This window comes from Devosia sp. SL43 (genome assembly GCF_021729885.1).
Classification (GTDB): Bacteria; Pseudomonadota; Alphaproteobacteria; order Rhizobiales; family Devosiaceae; genus Devosia.
Window position 1 is genome coordinate 1,834,786 of record NZ_CP063401.1, and the last position, 17,790, is coordinate 1,852,575.

The following is a 17,790-nucleotide window of genomic DNA, read 5'->3' on the forward strand; positions in this document are numbered from 1 at the left end:
GGGTCAAGCCGGGGCTCGCTCGTCGTGGACGATATGCGCCGGATGGCTCGGCAGATTGCGCAGAAAGTCGGGCAGCCAGCGGGGCAGCAGGTTGACCGTTTCCAGGGCATCGCCGGCCAGCGGCACCCAGTGGAATTTCAGCTCATGCCCCTCATCATGCCGCATTAGCCAGGGCGACTGTCCGTTTGGCGCCTGGCCGGGCAGATGCACGGCGTAGAAGAACCCGAGTTCGTGGAAGTCCTCGCCGACCCGGTGGTAGAAACTCTCCGAGGTAGCCACCAGCGCGCCGACCTCGCCGGGCATGTCCAACTCTTCGGCGATCTCGCGTTCGAGGCTGAGGTGGCTGGGTTCACCCAGCTCGACGCGCCCGCCCGGCAGCATGAAATAGTCGTCATCATCCTCGCTGGTGATCAAGACGTGGCCATCGACAATGATGATGCCGGCGACCCGATAATTGAAGCGCTGCCCGGCGATGGGGAAGCTGATGATGTGGCGGTCGCTCATTCTTCGGGCTCCTCGAACAGGCTCGCCTGCATGCCGACAAAGCCCTGCGGCACGATTTTTCCCAGGTGCTGGAAGGCAGCGCCTGTCAGCATGCGGCCGCGTGGCGTGCGCTGGATGAAGCCCTGCTGGATCAGATAGGGCTCGACGATTTCCTCGATGGCATCGCGTGGCTCCGAGAGCGCCGCAGCAATGGTCTCGATGCCGACCGGGCCACCATTGTAGAAATCGGCAATGGTCGTCAGATAGCGCCGGTCGAGCTGGTCGAGGCCCCGCGCGTCGACATCAAGCCGCAGCAGCGCCTTGTCGGCAATGGCCCGGGTGATCTCGCCGGCATTCTCCACCAGCGCGAAATCGGTGACCCGGCGCAGCAGTCGCCCCGCAATACGCGGCGTGCCGCGCGAGCGACGCGCAATCTCCATCGCCCCATCGGGCGCCATGGGCATGCCAAGCAGGCGCGCACCGCGCTGCACGATCAGCACCAGCTCCTCGGGCGTATAGAAATTGAGCCTCACTGGAATGCCGAAGCGGTCACGCAGCGGCGTGGTGAGGAGACCGGCGCGGGTGGTGGCGCCGACCAGGGTGAACTTGGCCAGATCGATGCGGACGGAGCGGGCGGCAGGGCCCTCGCCGATGATCAGATCGAGCTGAAAATCCTCCATCGCCGGATAGAGGATTTCCTCGATCGCCGGGTTGAGCCGGTGAATCTCGTCGATGAAGAGCACATCGCGCTCTTCGAGATTGGTCAGCAATGCCGCCAGATCGCCGGCCTTGGCAATGACCGGACCGGACGTGGCCCGGAAGCCGACGCCCAGTTCGCGCGAAATGATCTGCGCCAGCGTCGTCTTGCCCAGCCCCGGCGGACCGACGAACAGCACGTGGTCAAGCGCCGCGCCGCGCTGCTTGGCCGCCTGGATGAAGACCTCGAGATTGGCCCGCGCGGCGGCCTGGCCGACGAACTCGGAAAATCCGGATGGGCGCAGGGAGACATCGAGCGGATCGTCACGGCCGGCGGCGGGGGAAGTCAGGGTCACAGGAGCCCCTCTACTGCGGTCATGGCATCCAGGCGTGTCGCCTTTCGGTCGAACGTCGCGGTCGTGCTGCAACCAGCCGTCTGGTTCTGCAGGGCAATGAGCGCGTCGTTGAAGCCGCAGCGAGCGAGTTGTCCCAGACCCAAGGCACGAGACACCAGCCGCGGATCTTCAACCTCGATGCCCGGGCTACGCAGCAGTTGCCGATAGCCTTCATGGACCGCGTCCATGGGAAACTTACGCACCTTGGTCAATACGTTGAATGCCTCCGCAAGGACGATGAGACTTATCCGAATGGGCTGGTTGTCGAGATTGCCCATGAGCAGCTTTGCCTGCTTCGACTGCATGTCGTCATCAGCGGCCAGGAAACGAACAAGGACGTTGGTATCAACGCCCAGCACGAATACGCTCGTCGTCTTCCGCCAGCGCCGCAGCGTAGGCTTCCTCTTCTTCATCGATCGACATCGAACCAGCCGGCGACTTACCCAAGATGCCCGCCAGCGAGGCGACTGGAACATTGCGGGGCATGATGATGTATCTGCCGTCCCGCTTGATGAACTCCACTTTGTCGCCCGGCCTTAGTCCAAGGTCATCCCTGACATCCTTAGGCAAGGTCATCTGGCCCTTGCTTGTAACAGTTGCCGTTGCCATGTAAGACGATCTCCTTACCAAATCAAAATAGTAAGGAGTTGCGGATAAAACAAGGCCATCAAGAGCTCAGCTCCCGCAATCCCATACGGATCAGCGTCTCGGTCTTAATCCCATCGCCCTCACGGGCCACAATCCTGGCGAGGGCCGCCGAGGCCTGCGCGCTGGAATAGCCCAGATTGGTCAGCGCCGAGACGGCGTCAGTGATCGCCGACGGTGCCACGCCTTCGCCTAGCGCTGCCTGGAGGCCCAGCGTGCCAGCATCGATGCCCGGGCCTGACGGGACCTTGCCCTTGAGTTCGGTGACCAGCCGCACAGCAAGCTTGGGCCCCACGCCATTGGCGCGGCCAACCATGGCCTTGTCCTGCAGCGCAATGGCGCTGGACAGTTCAGCGGGCGACAGCGCCGAGAGAATGGACAGCGCCACCCGCGCGCCAACGCCCTGCACGGTCATCAGCAGGTTGAACCAGCCCTTCTCGCCTTCGCTCGAAAAACCATAGAGGCGGATCATGTCCTCGCGGACGATGGTCTCGATGAACACCACCGCTGACTCGCCAACTCGAGGGAGCGCCTGCAGCGTGCGGCTTGAGCAAAAGGCCTCGTAGCAGACGCCGCCGCAGTCGATCAGCACGAAATCGTCGCCGAAACTGTCGACCAGACCCTTGAGCTTGCCGATCATGCAATGGCCCTCAGGCGTTGATTGGAAACGCGGTGATGCGCGTGGCAGATGGCGATGGCCAGCGCATCGGCAGCGTCAGCGCCCTTGAAATCTGCTGCCGGCAGCAGCGTCTTGACCATCAACTGGATCTGTCCTTTGTCGGCATGACCCGTCCCGACAACGGACTTCTTGACGAGGTTGGCGGCATATTCGGCGACCAGCAGGCCACGTGCAGCTGGCGCCAGCAACGCCACGCCGCGCGCCTGCCCCAGGAGCAGCGCGGAGCGCGCGCCAGCATTGACGAAGGTTTCTTCCACCGCAGCCTCATGCGGCGCAAAGCGGTCAAGCACCTCACCCAGCCCCGCAAACAGCAAGGCCAGCCGCTCAGCCAGCGAGCCATCGACCGGCGGTGTCACCGTGCCGGCCGCGACGAAGGTCAGGCGATTGCCCTGGGTCTCGATAACGCCCCAGCCGCAACGGCGCAGGCCCGGATCGATGCCGATGATTCGCGTAACGAGGTTCATGCGCAATCCTTATTGAGCGGCACCCAGCCTACCAAGCCCTATGTGAACAAAAAGGCAACAGGATCAGTGGAAAACCCATGGACCGATAAAATTGAATCTATCGCGCAAACACCATCTTCAACAGGCGGCCCTAGCTTCCCCCGTGGGAATGCAGGGACAGTATTGATGACGGGACTTGGGACTGAGCTACCGAAGCGGGCGTGGCTGCGAATCCAGCGGACGACGGCAATGATCACCGCAGTTTCGGTGGCGCTGTCAGTTATCTTCACCAACATGATCATGGAGACCTTCTCGGCGGGCGTGAATGTGCAGGGGCTCGCGGTTTCGATCGTGATGCCGCTGGCTCTTGGTGGTCCGATGGTGTTCTTCCTGATGCACAAGCACGAACAGCTGCGCCACGCCAACCAGCAGCTGGTGCACCTGGCCTCGACGGACTGGCTCACCACCTGCCTCAACCGTGGCGCCTTCACCGGCCTGGTGATGCGACATCTGGATCGCCGGACTGCTGACAATGAAGGCGGCGCGCTGCTGATCGTTGACGCCGACGAATTCAAGAGCGTCAACGACCGCTTCGGACACGACAGCGGTGATGAAGCCCTGCGCCAGATTGCCGATGCCATCCGCTCGGCTGTCCGCAGCACCGACGTGGTCGGGCGCCTGGGCGGCGAGGAATTCGGGATCTTCCTGCGCGGCGCCGATCTTGCCGCTGCCGATCATGTGGCCGAACGCGTCCGCCATGCCGTCTCGAGCATCCAATTTATGCCCAACGACGTAACCTGCCCGCTCTCGGTGAGCATTGGCGGGGCCGCCTATACCACCAGCACGCAATTTTCCGACCTCTACCGCCTGGCCGACCAGCGTCTATACGACGCCAAGAACACCGGCCGCGACCGCGTCGCCATGATGCAGGCCGCCTGAGCGATGGGGATCCCGCCAGCCTGATTTCTGCCGCCTCGCTTTTGACCGCTCCATTCCGGCGCCCCGGCATCGGACAAGCACTTTTTGAGAAGCCGGAGATTTTTTGCTCATGCTGCCTTCCAAGACTTTGACCGCAATGCAGAGCTGGTCCAGCGTTGGGCGGTGGACATTGTTCGGCACCATGGCCTGCGTCCTGGTCTGCGTCACCTTCAACGCAGTGATCTTTGATGGGTTGGGCACCCTGGCCCTGCAACGCGCCATTTTCAGCGCCATCGTGCTGCCCATCCTGCTGGGCGTGCCGTTGTTCTTCTATATGAGCATGCGGCTGCGCGGCCTCGCCATCACCAACCTGCGGCTGGGCCTTGTCGCCCGTACCGATAGCCTCACGACCTGTCTGAACCGGGGTGCATTCACCAGCAAAGTCACAACGCTGCTGGCGCAGCGCGAACCCCACGCCACCGGGGCCATGCTGATGATCGACGCCGACAACTTCAAGGCCATCAACGACCTGTTTGGCCATGATGCCGGCGATGAGGCCCTGACCATCATCGCCCGCTCCATACGCGCCGTCCTGCGCAATGGCGATCTGGTCGGTCGCATGGGTGGGGAAGAATTCGGCGTCTATCTGCCCAGTGTCGATCAGCGCGGCGCCGAGATGATCGCCGAACGCATCCGCCGCTCGGTCAACCTGGCGGTGTTTGCGCCCGATGGTCGCCAGCGCCTGCTGTCGGTCAGCATTGGCGGCGCGGTCTTCGAAGGGCCAGCCAGTTTTTCCGAGCTTTTCCGCATTGCCGACCAGCGGCTTTACCGTGCCAAGCAGACCGGCCGCAACCGCGCGACCGTCGTCCATGTAGCGGACCATCCGTTCATCGACCTCAAGCGCACGGCATGAAAAAGGGCGGCGCCATTGGCACCGCCCGGACATTAGTCGCCGCCTGCCACAATCAGGCCTCGAGTTTGGCCGCGTCTTCGTCGCTCATCTCGAAGTTCGAATAAACGTTCTGCACGTCGTCGTCTTCTTCGAGCGTCGCGATCAGCTTCATCAGCGAAGCGCCCTTGTCGGCATCGATGGGCGTATTGGTCTGCGGCTTCCAGATGGCCTTGACCGATTCGGCCTCGCCCAGCACCTTTTCCAGGGCTGCTGCCACTTCCACCATCGCCTCGAAGGAGGTGGTGATGTAGTGGCCTTCCTCGTCGCTCTCGACGTCGTCGGCGCCCGCCTCGATGGCCGCTTCCATGACCTTGTCTTCCGAGCCGGCCTTGAGCGGATAGGTGATCTCGCCGACCTTGTCGAACATGAAGCCAACCGAGTTGGTTTCGCCCAAGGCGCCGCCGCTCTTGGAGAAATAGGAGCGGACGTTGGAGGCGGTGCGGTTGCGGTTGTCGGTCAGCGTCTCGACGATGACGGCGACGCCGCCCGGGCCATAGCCCTCGTAGCGGATCTCGTCATAGTTCTCGCCATCCGACCCGATCGCCTTCTTGATGGCGCGATCGATGTTGTCCTTGGGCATGGAGAGGGCGCGCGCATTGACCACCGCCAGGCGCAGGCGCGAATTGAAGGCCGGGTCGGGCATGCCCATCTTGGCGGCCACGGTGATTTCGCGAGCCAGCTTGGAAAAGACCTTGGAGCGCGCCGCGTCGGACTTGCCCTTGCGGTGCATGATGTTTTTGGCGTGTGAATGGCCGGCCATCGGTCACTCCCCTCGTGGTAAGAATGCTGAAATGTGGTGGCGCGTTATAGGCAAGCGCGCGACGCTTGTGAAGTCGGGCTAGTGCGGGATCGGCGTCAGCACGATCCGGGCGCCGTCTTCGGCGAGGCGCTCGGCGATGGCCTTGGCATCGGCCTGGCTCAGCTCGCCAGTGATCATCAGCATGCCACCCAGAATGGGGCTGCGCACGGTGGGGGAAGTCAGCAGTTCCCCATCGACACGCAGCTCGATGACATTGCCGACATTATCAGTGGTCAGCTCACCAAACACCTTGGCCGCCTCCGGGGTCAATGTGACCTCGATGCTTGGCTGAGCCGAGATCGGGTCGAACGTGGCTTTCGCGCTCGCCACGGCGAGTTCGAAATCGGCCGCCAGCACGGGCTGAAGAAGCATCAGGCAAGCGATGATAAAACGAGTGAGAAAGCGCATGCTATTCCTCCGCGAAATCGGGTTCGGCCTGCGCCAGCGACCCACCTATGCGTACCGGCAGCACCCTTGTGGCCAGCCCCGTGCGCGGATCGGTTTCGACAGCCACGCCGCACAGCGTCGCCTCCCCTTCGGCAGGGGTAAAGCGGCCATTGGCAATACCGGTGAGGAACCGGTTGAGCGGCTCGTCGGCCTCGACGCCGATGATGGAATCGAAATCGCCGCACATGCCGGCATCGGCCATCAGCGCGGTGCCGCCCTTGAGGATACGCTGATCAGAGGTGGGGATATGGGTGTGGGTGCCGACCACGAGGCTCACCCGTCCGTCCATGAAAAAGCCCATGCCCTGGATTTCCGAGGTCGCCTCGGTGTGGAAATCCACGATGATGGCATCGGCCTGCTCGCCCAGCGGACAAGCGGCGACGGCGGCCTCGACGGCGCGGAATGGATCGTCGACCGGCCCCATGAAGACGCGGCCCAGCGCGTTGATGACAAGCACGCGGTGGCCGTTTCGGCCCTCGATGAACATCGCACCGCGGCCCGGCGTGCCCGGAGCCATGTTGATCGGACGGATCAGCGTGGTCTCGCGCTCGATATAGCTGAGCGTGTCGCGCTGGTCGAAGGCGTGGTCGCCCAGGGTCACGATATCGGCGCCGGCATCACGCAGGCTTTTGAAATGCGGCTCGGTCAGGCCGCGACCATGGCTGGCATTCTCGCCATTGATGACGACGAAGTCGAAGCCATAGCGCTCGATGATACCGGGCAACCGCTCGGCAACGGCATCCCGGCCGGAACGGCCCACCACGTCACCCAGAAATAATAGCTTCATGCGGAATTGCCGAAATGGCGAATACCGGCTTCGGTGACGACGGCGTCGAGCGGCACGTCATGGGCTTCGCGCGGAATGGCGTCCAGCTCCTGCGCCGCAAAGGCCAAGCCAATCAGCTTTGGCTTCTTCTTCATGCTTGCCAGCGTGCGGTCATAGTAGCCGCCGCCATAGCCAAGGCGGGTGCCCAGCCTGTCAAATCCAAGTAGGGGCATGATGACGATGTCAGGCTCGGCCTTGGGCGCAAGTTCGGACGGTGCCAGTGTGCCGAAGCCGGCCTCGTAGAGCGAGGCCCCCTGCTCCCAGACGCGCAGGTCGAGCGGTTCATCGGGGCCGAGCACCACGGGCAGGACAACGATTTGGTTCCTGTCCATCAGCCGCACCAGAATGGGTTGGCAATCGAGCTCGTCGCGGATGCGCCAATAGGCGGCCACGACGTCGCCGGCATGCAGGGCAATGCCTTCAAAGAAATGATGCGTAACCGCCCGCGCGGCATCAGCCCGATCGGCCTGCGGCAGGGCGGCGCGGGCCGCATGTGCCTTGATCCGCAGCGCGGCCTTGGCTTCTTCGATCTTGTCGTCAACCATGCGCCGCGCTGCACTCTCGAAAATAGGGGCCACCCTGGCCGTGGGATAAGCGATCCCGGGAACCTACTTACGTAGGTGGGCGCCGTATGTCCGAACCCACGGGTCCGGTCAGGGACAGCTCCCTAGAGATCGATTAAGGCCCCGGGGATATTGGTATCCTCACGCACCGGGCAGCTAGCAAGATATAGGCGCTTTAGCGCAGAGTGCAAAGGGCCGTCAGAGCAGTTCGAACCAGTTTTGCAGGCCATGTAACACACGCAGGACGATCACATCCTCGTTCTCGACGATGTAGAGGATGTTCTGCGAGCCGCAGGTCATGAGGCGGACGAGGCTGTTGGCAGCCTGACGCTCACGAGCCAAATAGGGCATCGCCGCGAGCTGGTCGAACATCTCGACGACCTTCAGCGTGTACATTCGGGCATGGTTGTCACCGAAGTTGAGTATCCCGTCTTCCGCAACGTGCTGCATATCCACGGCCGCATCGTCAACGAACCGCCAAGCCATTGCTTACGCCGACTTGCGCGCTTCGGCGGCCGCCTTCGCGCGAGACATGACGCGCTCTACCAACTCATCCCGGCTGATCTCGACGATCCCACTCGCCAACGCATCATCCACGATTTGTTGCAGCTTCTGGCGCGCCTCCGCTCGCTCCTGGTCGCGTCGGACCAGATCGCGGACATAGTCGCTGCTGTTGCCATAGCGGCCGGTCTGGACCTGCTCTTCCACCCAGGCTTTCATTGCGTCGGGCAGGGATATGTTCATCGTGGCCATGTCGAACTCCTTGCCGACATTTTAGGACATTTGGCAAAGATTGCCAATGCCCGACCACTTGCTCTCCCCGCCGACGACCACCACTATGTCTCCAGCAAAGCGAGGTGTGACAATGCGGCTGGCCCTCGCGACGATCCTGTTGTTGATGGTCGGGCCAGCCACAGCAGAGGATGCGGCCACCCCGCCCGAGGCGCCCCGATGCGGCACCTATATTGGCCAGTCGGTCTGCATCGCCGCCGATAGCTATGTCGCCGATGTCTGCGCTGCGATCGAGACCTATGCCGATCACTACATGCTGCCACCGGCCTTCTTTGCCCGGCTGATCTGGCAGGAGAGCCGGTTCGATCCCAACGCCATCAGTCCCGCAGGTGCCCAGGGCATCGCCCAGTTCATCCCATCGACGGCCGCACTGCGCTCGCTGCAGAGCCCGTTCGATCCGGTCGAGGCGCTGTTTCGATCGGCCGAATACCTGCGGTTCCTGGAGATCAAGTTCGGCAATCTGGGCCTGGCGGCGGCCGCCTATAATGGCGGCGAACGCCGCATCTCCGACTTCCTTGCCGGAGCAGGCGGCGTGGCGGCCGAGACACGCGGCTTCGTTTCCGTCATCACCGGGCAGTCCATCGACTACTGGCGCAGCGACATCGCGGCGGTCGACTACGACCTCCACCCGGACAAACCCTTTGCCCAAGCCTGCGCCGACATGGCCAGCCGCGTTGCCATCCCCACCATCATGGCCAAGTCAGGCGAGTGGCAGCCCTGGGGCGTGCTGATTGCCGAGAACTTCTCGCCCGAAATCGCGCGCGCCGCGTTCACGCGCGTTCGGGCCCGGTATGCCGAGCTGTTCGACGGGCACGACATGCTATTCATCACCGGCCGGAACCTCAGCCTGGGCACGCGATTGCGCTATGCAGCGCAGGTGGGGTTTCCCGATCGCGAACAGGCAAATGCCTTCTGCTCGGCGCTGACCGCGCAGGGTGGCGCCTGCCTGGTACGGCGCAACGAATAGTCAGGAATGCGGCAGCGGCGAGGTTTCGTCGAGCACGCCGGCAACGCCTTCGAGCGCCTTGGCGGCTTCGGCCAGCTTGCCGGCAAACTTGCCTTCCAGTGCCTCAATTTCGGCAGCCACTTCCTGGCCGGCACGGGTCAGCACGGTAACCTCCCGCTCCAGTTCCTTGATCTTGCGCTCGGCCTCGGCCAGCTCGTCGACAACGGCAATGCCAGCCATGACAGTCAGCCTGTTGTCGCCGATTTCACCGACGACGCCCTTGAGAGATTCAACATGGCCGTTGAGCCGCTCGGCCAGCCCGATCAGACGCTTCTGCTGACCCTCTTCGCAGGCCATGCGATACTTGCGGCCGTTGATCTCGACATTGACCTCGGGCATATCAGCTACTCCGCCTTGGCCAGGACTTCGCGCACCGTTTCCATGGCTTCCACCAAGCGGCGCGACACATCATGCGCGCTGTCGTCGAGCCGCTTGGCGCGCGCGGCGGCCTTGTCGAGTTCGGTGGCCAGCCGCGACCGCTCATGCACCAGGCGTTGCGTATCGATTTCAATGCGATTGTGCTGACGTAGGCGAGTGCTCAGATTCTTGACCGAATTGTCGAGCCGCGCCATGGCGCGATCGAACCGCGCCGTAGCGGCGGCAAGACCGTCTTCAAGTTCCGTGTCACTCATTGCTACTACGGTCCTCAACCTGCGGCGATTCCAGCGCCCACAGCGTGCCCCAGCACTAGCTGCAATGCAACCTTGTGTGCAACCGGCGAAGCTGGCCTTGTCATTGACAGGCAATCCGAACCTGTTATGCCTCGAACCCGCCTTTGGGAGGAGGCTTCCGGCGCCTCTTCTCCCCAGTTTTCCAGCCTCAGAAAGCGGTTTGCCCGATGACGAACACAGCCCAGCAGAACGATTTGGCCAATGCGATCCGCTCCCTGTCGATGGACGCGGTCGAGAAAGCCAATTCCGGCCATCCCGGCCTGCCCATGGGCTGTGCCGATATCGCGACGGTGCTGTTCACCAAGGTTATGAAGTTCGATCCCGCGGACAGCAAGTGGGCTGACCGCGACCGCTTCATCCTCTCGGCAGGCCACGGCTCGATGCTGCTCTATTCCAGCCTCTACCTGCTCGGCTACGAGGACATGACCATCGACCAGGTCAAGAACTTCCGCCAGCTCGGCTCCAAGACCGCCGGCCATCCGGAATACCATTTCGCCCAGGGCATCGAGACCACCACCGGGCCGCTCGGCCAGGGTCTGGCCAATTCGGTCGGCTTTGCCGTCGCCGAAGCCAAGCTGGCTGCCGAGTTCGGTTCCGACATCGTCGATCACCACACCTGGGTGCTGGCCGGCGACGGCTGCCTGATGGAAGGCATTTCGCAGGAAGCCATCGCGCTGGCCGGCCACCTCAAGCTCAACAAGCTGACCGTGATCTGGGACAACAACTCGATCACCATCGACGGCGCGGTGTCGAACTCAGACTCCACCGACCAGATCGCCCGCTTCAAGGCGTGCCAGTGGAACACCATCGAGATCGACGGCCATGATCAGGACGCCATCGAGAAGGCGCTGCTCCAGGCCAAGAAGTCGGACAAGCCGACCCTGATCGCCGCCAAGACCACGATCGGTTTCGGCGCCCCCAAGAAGGCCGGCACTGAGAAGGTGCATGGCGCCCCACTCGGCGCCGAAGAACTGGCAGGCGCCAAGGCTGCGCTGGGCATCACCTATCCGGCTTTTGAAATCCCGGCCGAAATCCTCAACACCTGGCGCGCCGCCGGCACCCGCAGCCAGAACATCCGTGGCGAATGGCAGTCGCGCCTCGCCGCATCGGCGCACAAGGCCGAGTTCGAACGCCGCATGAAGGGCGACCTCCCGGCAGCCTTCGGCCCCGCCATGGACGCCTACAAGAAGAAGCTGGTCGAGGATAAGCCCAAGGTTGCGACCCGCAAGTCGAGCCAGATGGCGCTCGATGTCATCAACGCCGTGCTGCCCGAGACGCAGGGCGGTTCGGCCGACCTGACCCATTCGAACCTGACCAACACCAAGGAAATGGTGCCGTTCCAGGCCGATAACTACAATGGCCGCTACATGATGTACGGCATCCGCGAGCACGAAATGGCCGCGGCCATGAACGGCATCTCGCTGCATGGCGGCCTGATCCCCTATGGCGGCACGTTCATGGTCTTTACCGACTATGCCCGCCCTGCCATCCGCCTTGCAGCGCTGATGGAACAGCGCGCCATCTATGTCATGACCCATGACTCGATTGGTCTCGGCGAAGACGGCCCGACCCACCAGCCGGTGGAACACCTGACGGCCCTGCGTGCTATCCCGAACCTGCTGGTCTTCCGCCCGGCCGATGCTGTGGAAGCCCTCGAATGCTGGCAGTTGGCACTGGAAAGCACCACTGCGCCGTCGATACTGGCCCTGTCGCGCCAGAACCTGCCGGCCCTGCGCACCGAGTACCAGGCCGAAAACCTCTCGGCCAAGGGTGCCTATGTCATATCAGGCGACAAGAACGCCGACGTCGTGATCTTCGCCACCGGCTCGGAAGTCGCCATTGCCGTCGAAGGCCAGAAGCTGCTGGCCGTGCAAGGCATTGCCGCCAAGGTCGTGTCAGTTCCCTCGATGGAACTGCTGGCCAAGCAGTCGGACGCCTACAAGGCCGAGCTCTATGGCAATGCCAAAGCCCGCGTCGCCATCGAAGCCGGCATCGAAATGAGCTGGAGCAAGCTGCTGGGCGACAAGGGTCGCTTTGTCGGCATGCACAGCTTCGGCGCGTCGGGCCCGATCGAGAAGCTCTACGAACACTTTGGTATTACGGCCAAAGCCGTTGTTGATGCCGTCACCGCGCAGTTGTAAGACGGCGCTGCCCTCCCTTTCCTAACTCCCTCCCTCCCTAGGAGCGTCTAATATGGCAGTCCGCGTCGCCATCAACGGTTTTGGCCGCATCGGCCGCAACGTCCTGCGCGCCATCATCGAATCCGGCCGCACCGATATCGAAGTCGTGGCCATCAACGATCTCGGCCCAGTCGAGACCAATGCCCACCTGTTCCGCTTCGACAGCGTGCATGGGCGCTTTAACGGCACCGTGACCGTTGCCGGCGACACCATCGATGTGGGTCGTGGCCCGATCAAGGTGACCGCCGTGCGCGACCCGGCCGAGCTGCCGCATGCCGCCATGGGCGTCGACATCGCGCTCGAATGCACAGGCATTTTCACCTCCAAGGAAAAGGCCAGCGCCCACCTCAAGGCCGGTGCCAAGAAGGTCGTGATCTCGGCCCCTGGCGACGGCGCCGACAAGACCATTGTCTATGGCATCAACCATGCGAGCCTCACCAAGGACGACGTGGTGATCTCGAACGCCTCGTGCACCACCAACTGCCTGGCGCCTGTTGCCTATGTCCTGCACAAGGAATTCGGCATCGAGAAGGGAATGATGACCACCATCCATTCCTATACGGGTGACCAGCCGACGCTCGACACCATGCACAAGGATCTCTATCGCGGCCGTGCTGCTGCGCTCAGCCAGATCCCGACCTCGACCGGCGCTGCCAAGGCCATCGGCCTGGTGCTGCCCGAGCTCAAGGGCAAGCTCGACGGCGTGTCGATCCGCGTCCCCACCCCCAACGTCTCCTGCGTCGATTTCAAGTTCATCACCAGCCGTGATGTGACGGCCGACGAGATCAACGCCGCCGTCAAGAGGTATGCCGATGGTGAGCTCAAGGGCATCCTGGGCTACACCACCCAGCCCAACGTCTCGATCGACTTCAACCACGACAGCCATTCCTCGACCCTGGCCTTCGACCAGACCAAGGTGATGGGCGGCAATTTCGCGTCGATCCTGAGCTGGTACGACAACGAATGGGGCTTCTCCAACCGCATGGCCGATACGGCCGTTGCGCTGGGCAAGACGCTGTAGAAGCGCGACACGACTACTGTTGAGGGCGCCGAGGCGCCCTCTTTCGTATCTTCTGCTCAGTGCTACAGGAGATAGCCGCCTTGAAGACAACCAGTAGGCTTATGGCGGCAGCGCTCATCGGCGCACTTTGTCTGGCTACCCCGATTAGTACGTTCGCCTGCCAGTTGGACTATCCCCCGGGCATGACCCACCCGACCTGGGAAGACAAGATTGTCGACGCGGAAGAGATATTCATCGGCCGCGTGATTTCCATTCAAGACAACGTCAACAAAGAAGATGAAGTCGTCTTCAGCATAGAGACCCCTATCAGGGGGAACCTCGGACCAATTTTTGAAGCGCTCCAGGGCTCCGGTGGAGATTGCGGCATCCCATTCGAGGTCGGTCAGTTTGTGCTATACGCGGGAAACGCAATCTGGAGCCCGACAGAGTTTCTCTCGGACCCGCTGACCACAGAACAACGTCGCAAACTGGCTTTTGTTAAAGGAAGGTTCTTTGGCTCGCCAGGTGTCCAATGAGCCTTGATCGAACCATCCGCTGGCGTGGCCTCGACCCCGAGACACTGGAGCAATGCAACGTCGTGGCCAATGGCCGCGATACGCGGGTTCGCGGCGCCATCATCACGCCGGACTACGGCCTGTTCTACCGGCTCAAGCTCGACGAGAACGGCCACCTGCGCACCGCGCGGCTGGAGCGCACCGATGGCAGGATATTGGAGCTGTTCTCGGACGGTGCCGGCAACTGGTCGGACGACCGTGCCGAGCCGCTGCCCGATCTGCGCGGCTGCATCGATATCGATATCTGGCCGACGCCCCTGACCAATTCACTGCCGCTGTGGCGTTGCGACTGGGTCGTGGGCCAGCCGCAACGCTTCGGCATGGCTTGGGTGGACGGCGATGCGATGACCGTGCGCCGCGATGTGCAAATCTACACGCAGTTGGACGGCCGCCACTTTCGCTATCAGGGCGCCGAGGGTTTCGAGCGGGTGCTGGAAGTGGACGATGACGGGCTCGTCGTGAGCTACCCGGGCCTGTTCGAGCGCGCGTGAGACCTACTGTGCAATAGTGGTTTGGCTCGGCCGCATGGCGACCACCCCTTCCGTCCGCGCCCGCACCTCTGGTGTGGCGAGGCAGGTCGCGACGGCCTCGTAACCCGGCGCGCCGGGATAGGCATCGACCAGCGTCGGCGGGCTGTGATTGGCGGGACAGAGGATGATCGCCTCGTCCGGACCGACGGCGGCCAGGTCAAGGATGGCGCTGGAGCGCGTCATCAGCATGAGGGGGCGGTTCGGCGAACGGCGCGCCCGCAGCAGCGCGATCAGCGCCTCCTGCGTCGCGTGATCGAGCCCCTGCTCCACCATGTCGACGACCAGCACACGCGGGCCTTCAGCCTCGATTTCGGTCAGCAGCGCGAGCAGGGCGTCGGAAACCGCTCCCCCCTCCTCGACAAGCCAGGCCATGGCCTGATCCACCCGTTGCCGCAAAGCCGGATCGGCAGCCAGCCTGCCTTCGACACCGTTGCCGCGATCCAGCCCAACAAAGCGCCCACCTGGCAATTCCTCGGCCAGCCGCATGGCGAGCCACGTCTTGCCGCTGCCCAGGGGACCGATGATAAAGCTCAGTGGTTGCAGCGCGCCGAGTTCGAACCACTCCCCGCCCCAGGGCCACGGCAGCGCGAAGCCAACGGCGGGCGCCTGGCTCTCGGCGAGAATTGCCGTCAACGCCCCGACATCGGGCACTTTGCCTGCCGCGAGGTCCGACCGTAGCGCTCGCACCCGTGCGAGCGTCTCGCTCATCTGCCGCGACTGACCCTCAAGCCTGGTTTGATGCACCGCCAGCGCCGCACTGAGGTCACCGGGCTCGCCACCGAGCACCCGTCCGACTTGTGCGAGGCTGAGGCCAAGCTGCCGTAGCGTAACAATCTCACTCGCCCGTTCCATGGCCTCGGGCCCATAGGCGCGCCAACCGGCGGCACTGCGCGTTGGCGAGAGCAGGCCGCGCTGCTCGTAGAGGCGCAGCGCCTTGGTGGAAACACCCAGCCGCTTGGCGGCCTGGGTCGGATTGAGAAAGACTGCGGAAGAGGGCATGGAATCGCCTCGCTGTTTGCTGACCGCCTGATCTATCGAGGCTGCCCCAGGGGACGGGTCAAGGCACAAACAGTTGTCGTGCCAGAGTCATCAGATCGGGCTAGAAGGGCCGCATTGATGGTTGCGGGGGCCTAAAGCCATGTTCCACATCATGCGCCGCATCTTTGCCGGCCTGCCGGTCGCCTCGGTCCTGATCGGCTTTGCCGGCCAGCCGGCGATGCTGATGCTGCCACCCGCGCTCACCGCGAGCTATGTGCTGATCCGCGACCGCATCATCCGCCGTCGTGTCGGCCTCGCCGCCTGGCCCAGCGACGGCTTTGCCCGGCATGTGCTTGTCGACGACCTTGGCCGACTGGTCTGCCTGACCATAGCGGGCATACCGCTGTTCTTTGTCGGCCACGCCCTGCGCGGGCTGCTGCCAGCAGCCTGAGATTTTTCGCCCCGTTGCCTTCCCCCCTGCGCGCACCTCTGCTACGCCACGGCGACTAGACCGGAGGCCATCGCCATGAGCGCGCATTTCAAGACTCTCGACGAGCTCGATCTCACCAACAAGCGCGTGCTGCTCCGGGCCGACCTGAATGTGCCGGTGGCCGACGGCAAGGTGACCGACGCCACCCGCATCGAACGCCTGGTCCCCACTATCAGAGAGATCGTCAAGCGCGACGGCAAGGCGATCCTGCTCAGCCATTTCGGCCGCCCCAAGGGCAAGGTCGATCCGGAATTCTCACTGGAACAGGTCTGCGAGGCCGTCGCCAACGAGACGGGCCATCCGGTCGGCTTCGTCGCCACCGATTGGATCGATGTCTCAGCCGCCAAGGCGGCGATCGACTCGGCGCCTGCAGGCTCGGTGCTGATCCTCGAAAACACCCGCTTCCATCCCGGCGAGGAAGCCAATGATGTCGAGCTGGCCCAGCGCATGGCCAGTCTCGGCGACGTCTATGTCAACGACGCCTTCTCCGCCGCCCACCGCGCCCATGCCTCGACGGCTGCGCTGGCCCATCTGCTTCCGGCGGCCGCTGGCCTAGCCATGCAGGCCGAACTGGAAGCGCTCGAAGCCGGCCTCGGCAAGCCAAAGAAGCCCGTCGTCGCCATCGTCGGCGGCGCCAAGGTGTCGTCCAAGATCGACCTGCTCGAAAACCTGGTGACCAAGGTCGATGGCCTCGTCATCGGCGGCGGCATGGCCAACACGTTCCTGCACGCCCAGGGCTATGGCGTCGGCAAGTCGCTGTGCGAGAAGGACCTGGCCGAGACCGCGCTCCGCATCATGGACAAGGCCATCGACAGCGGCTGCGCTATCATTCTGCCGATCGACGCTGTGGTCGCCTGGCACTTCAAGGCCGATACGCCTACCCGCCTCTATGGCGTCGACGCCATCGACAATGACGGAATGATCCTCGATATCGGCCCCTCCTCGATCGAGCGCATCATTGGCGCCATCGACGATGCCCACACCGTGGTGTGGAACGGCCCGATGGGCGCCTTCGAAATGAACCCCTTTGATGCCGGCACCGTCGCCATCGCCAAGCACGTCGCCAAGCGCACGCATGACGGCAAGCTGACCTCGGTCGCCGGCGGCGGTGACACCGTCTCCGCCCTCGCCCATGCCGGGGTGAAGAACGACTTCACCTATGTCTCCACCGCCGGTGGCGCCTTCCTCGAGTGGATGGAAGGTAAGCCCCTGCCAGGCGTGGACGCGCTGAAGAAGTAATTTCCGCGATCGTCATCCGGCCAGCCGCGCCGGACGACGTGGCCGCGCTGGTTTCACTGGATAGCGTCGCGACCCTCGAACCGGCTCGCGTTGCCGAAATCGCCGCATGGATCGATGCCGGCTTCTGCTTCCTGGCCAGCCGCGACGGCCAGCCGGTCGGCTATGGTGTCCTGCACCACCACTTCTTCCATCGCGGCATGCTCGAATTGGTCATGGTCGATCCCCGGCATCGGCGGAGCGGCATCGGGCAGGCCATCATCCGCCATGCCATAGCGAACTGCCGGACCCCGCAGCTCTGGACCTCCACGAACCAGTCCAACGCCGCCATGCAGGCGCTCTTGGCCCAAATGGGTTTCGTGCCGAGCGGCATAATCGAGGGACTGGATGCCGACGATCCAGAAATGATCTATCGCATCGAGACGGCCGCTCCTCCGCCTTTCGTCGCATAACCACAGGTCTAATCGCGCGGCAAAAAACGAAAGT

General features: G+C 63.4%; 25 protein-coding genes and 1 other RNA gene. 10 read left to right on the forward strand and 16 right to left on the reverse strand.

Annotated elements, in window-relative coordinates; genetic code table 11:
• Positions 1-3: 3 nt before the first annotated feature.
• Genes IM737_RS08980 through ruvC form a run of 6 tightly spaced genes read right to left on the reverse strand, consistent with a single transcriptional unit; the run spans position 4 to position 3,362 of the window.
• Complete coding sequence (locus IM737_RS08980; RefSeq protein ID WP_236899575.1) at positions 4-504, reverse strand: NUDIX hydrolase; 501 nt, start codon at positions 502-504, stop codon at positions 4-6.
• Positions 501-1,529: a Holliday junction branch migration DNA helicase RuvB gene (ruvB, locus tag IM737_RS08985; protein ID WP_442874197.1), complete on the reverse strand. Its 1,029-nt coding sequence runs from the start codon at positions 1,527-1,529 to the stop codon at positions 501-503. Before ruvB ends, IM737_RS08980 begins: the two co-directional genes overlap by 4 nt.
• Before the next feature lie 2 nt (positions 1,530-1,531).
• A complete protein-coding gene (locus tag IM737_RS08990; protein ID WP_236899577.1) occupies positions 1,532-1,933 on the reverse strand; it encodes a PIN domain-containing protein in 402 nt (133 codons plus the stop codon).
• A complete protein-coding gene (locus tag IM737_RS08995) occupies positions 1,920-2,183 on the reverse strand; it encodes an AbrB/MazE/SpoVT family DNA-binding domain-containing protein (protein ID WP_236899578.1) in 264 nt (87 codons plus the stop codon). Before IM737_RS08995 ends, IM737_RS08990 begins: the two co-directional genes overlap by 14 nt.
• A gap of 58 nt (positions 2,184-2,241) precedes the next feature.
• Positions 2,242-2,859 carry a Holliday junction branch migration protein RuvA gene (gene ruvA / locus IM737_RS09000; RefSeq protein WP_236899579.1) on the reverse strand — a complete coding sequence of 206 codons (618 nt, stop codon included), beginning with the start codon at positions 2,857-2,859 and terminating at the stop codon, positions 2,242-2,244.
• A complete protein-coding gene (ruvC, locus tag IM737_RS09005) occupies positions 2,856-3,362 on the reverse strand; it encodes a crossover junction endodeoxyribonuclease RuvC (protein WP_236899580.1) in 507 nt (168 codons plus the stop codon). Before ruvC ends, ruvA begins: the two co-directional genes overlap by 4 nt.
• A 228-nt stretch (positions 3,363-3,590) precedes the next feature.
• Between ruvC and IM737_RS09010 the strand changes: the two genes are divergently transcribed.
• Positions 3,591-4,280, forward strand: coding sequence for a GGDEF domain-containing protein (locus IM737_RS09010; protein ID WP_236899581.1), 690 nt, complete (start codon positions 3,591-3,593; stop codon positions 4,278-4,280).
• 109 nt (positions 4,281-4,389) lie between these two features.
• Positions 4,390-5,172: a GGDEF domain-containing protein gene (locus IM737_RS09015; RefSeq protein WP_236899582.1), complete on the forward strand. Its 783-nt coding sequence runs from the start codon at positions 4,390-4,392 to the stop codon at positions 5,170-5,172.
• 52 nt (positions 5,173-5,224) lie between these two features.
• Here IM737_RS09015 and IM737_RS09020 read toward each other — a convergent pair whose 3' ends face one another.
• The 7 genes from IM737_RS09020 to IM737_RS09050 all read right to left on the reverse strand — a co-directional run bounded on the left by IM737_RS09020 (position 5,225) and on the right by IM737_RS09050 (position 8,599).
• Positions 5,225-5,971 (reverse strand): YebC/PmpR family DNA-binding transcriptional regulator, encoded by a 747-nt coding sequence (locus IM737_RS09020; RefSeq protein WP_236899583.1) that lies wholly within the window; start codon positions 5,969-5,971, stop codon positions 5,225-5,227.
• A 78-nt stretch (positions 5,972-6,049) separates the two neighbouring features.
• The gene (locus IM737_RS09025; protein WP_236899584.1) at positions 6,050-6,418 is read right to left on the reverse strand and encodes a SecDF P1 head subdomain-containing protein; all 369 of its coding nucleotides are present in this window, start codon (positions 6,416-6,418) and stop codon (positions 6,050-6,052) included.
• 1 nt (position 6,419) lies between these two features.
• A complete protein-coding gene (locus IM737_RS09030; RefSeq protein ID WP_236899585.1) occupies positions 6,420-7,244 on the reverse strand; it encodes a TIGR00282 family metallophosphoesterase in 825 nt (274 codons plus the stop codon).
• Positions 7,241-7,828: a 5-formyltetrahydrofolate cyclo-ligase gene (locus IM737_RS09035; RefSeq protein WP_236899586.1), complete on the reverse strand. Its 588-nt coding sequence runs from the start codon at positions 7,826-7,828 to the stop codon at positions 7,241-7,243. The genes IM737_RS09030 and IM737_RS09035 overlap by 4 nt, the downstream gene beginning before the upstream one ends.
• 22 nt (positions 7,829-7,850) lie before the next feature.
• Positions 7,851-8,008: non-coding RNA, 6S RNA (gene ssrS / locus IM737_RS09040), on the reverse strand.
• A gap of 36 nt (positions 8,009-8,044) precedes the next feature.
• Entirely contained in the window at positions 8,045-8,332 is a 288-nt protein-coding gene (locus IM737_RS09045; protein ID WP_236899587.1) for a type II toxin-antitoxin system RelE/ParE family toxin, read from the reverse strand.
• 3 nt (positions 8,333-8,335) lie between these two features.
• Positions 8,336-8,599 (reverse strand): type II toxin-antitoxin system ParD family antitoxin, encoded by a 264-nt coding sequence (locus IM737_RS09050; protein ID WP_236899588.1) that lies wholly within the window; start codon positions 8,597-8,599, stop codon positions 8,336-8,338.
• A 112-nt stretch (positions 8,600-8,711) separates the two neighbouring features.
• Here IM737_RS09050 and IM737_RS09055 point away from each other — a divergent pair, with 112 nt between their 5' ends.
• Positions 8,712-9,605 (forward strand): lytic transglycosylase domain-containing protein, encoded by an 894-nt coding sequence (locus IM737_RS09055; protein WP_272906556.1) that lies wholly within the window; start codon positions 8,712-8,714, stop codon positions 9,603-9,605.
• On the opposite strand, the gene IM737_RS09060 is transcribed toward IM737_RS09055, so the two are convergent.
• Together IM737_RS09060 and IM737_RS09065 are read right to left on the reverse strand one after the other, a co-directional pair.
• Complete coding sequence (locus tag IM737_RS09060) at positions 9,606-9,983, reverse strand: cell division protein ZapA (protein WP_236899589.1); 378 nt, start codon at positions 9,981-9,983, stop codon at positions 9,606-9,608.
• Between the two features lie 5 nt (positions 9,984-9,988).
• Positions 9,989-10,276 (reverse strand): DUF4164 family protein, encoded by a 288-nt coding sequence (locus IM737_RS09065; RefSeq protein ID WP_236899590.1) that lies wholly within the window; start codon positions 10,274-10,276, stop codon positions 9,989-9,991.
• 206 nt (positions 10,277-10,482) lie between these two features.
• Here IM737_RS09065 and tkt point away from each other — a divergent pair, with 206 nt between their 5' ends.
• From tkt to IM737_RS09085, 4 genes are all read left to right on the forward strand, one after another.
• The gene (gene tkt / locus IM737_RS09070) at positions 10,483-12,456 is read left to right on the forward strand and encodes a transketolase (RefSeq protein WP_236899591.1); all 1,974 of its coding nucleotides are present in this window, start codon (positions 10,483-10,485) and stop codon (positions 12,454-12,456) included.
• A 52-nt stretch (positions 12,457-12,508) separates the two neighbouring features.
• Positions 12,509-13,516, forward strand: a complete 1,008-nt coding sequence (gap, locus tag IM737_RS09075; protein ID WP_236899592.1) for a type I glyceraldehyde-3-phosphate dehydrogenase — start codon at positions 12,509-12,511, stop codon at positions 13,514-13,516.
• Between the two features lie 80 nt (positions 13,517-13,596).
• Entirely contained in the window at positions 13,597-14,031 is a 435-nt protein-coding gene (locus IM737_RS09080) for a hypothetical protein (RefSeq protein WP_236899593.1), read from the forward strand.
• Positions 14,028-14,561, forward strand: a complete 534-nt coding sequence (locus IM737_RS09085) for a putative glycolipid-binding domain-containing protein (protein WP_236899594.1) — start codon at positions 14,028-14,030, stop codon at positions 14,559-14,561. Before IM737_RS09080 ends, IM737_RS09085 begins: the two co-directional genes overlap by 4 nt.
• 3 nt (positions 14,562-14,564) lie before the next feature.
• Here the strand turns inward: IM737_RS09085 and IM737_RS09090 are convergent, their stop codons facing one another.
• Positions 14,565-15,599 (reverse strand): MerR family transcriptional regulator, encoded by a 1,035-nt coding sequence (locus IM737_RS09090; protein ID WP_236899595.1) that lies wholly within the window; start codon positions 15,597-15,599, stop codon positions 14,565-14,567.
• A gap of 139 nt (positions 15,600-15,738) precedes the next feature.
• Here IM737_RS09090 and IM737_RS09095 point away from each other — a divergent pair, with 139 nt between their 5' ends.
• The 3 genes from IM737_RS09095 (at position 15,739) to IM737_RS09105 (ending at position 17,756) form a co-directional block, all read left to right on the forward strand.
• Positions 15,739-16,029 carry a hypothetical protein gene (locus tag IM737_RS09095; protein ID WP_236899596.1) on the forward strand — a complete coding sequence of 97 codons (291 nt, stop codon included), beginning with the start codon at positions 15,739-15,741 and terminating at the stop codon, positions 16,027-16,029.
• Between the two features lie 75 nt (positions 16,030-16,104).
• Positions 16,105-17,307 (forward strand): phosphoglycerate kinase, encoded by a 1,203-nt coding sequence (locus IM737_RS09100; RefSeq protein ID WP_236899597.1) that lies wholly within the window; start codon positions 16,105-16,107, stop codon positions 17,305-17,307.
• 38 nt (positions 17,308-17,345) lie between these two features.
• Positions 17,346-17,756, forward strand: coding sequence for a GNAT family N-acetyltransferase (locus tag IM737_RS09105; protein WP_236899598.1), 411 nt, complete (start codon positions 17,346-17,348; stop codon positions 17,754-17,756).
• The last annotated feature ends 34 nt before the right edge of the window (positions 17,757-17,790 follow it).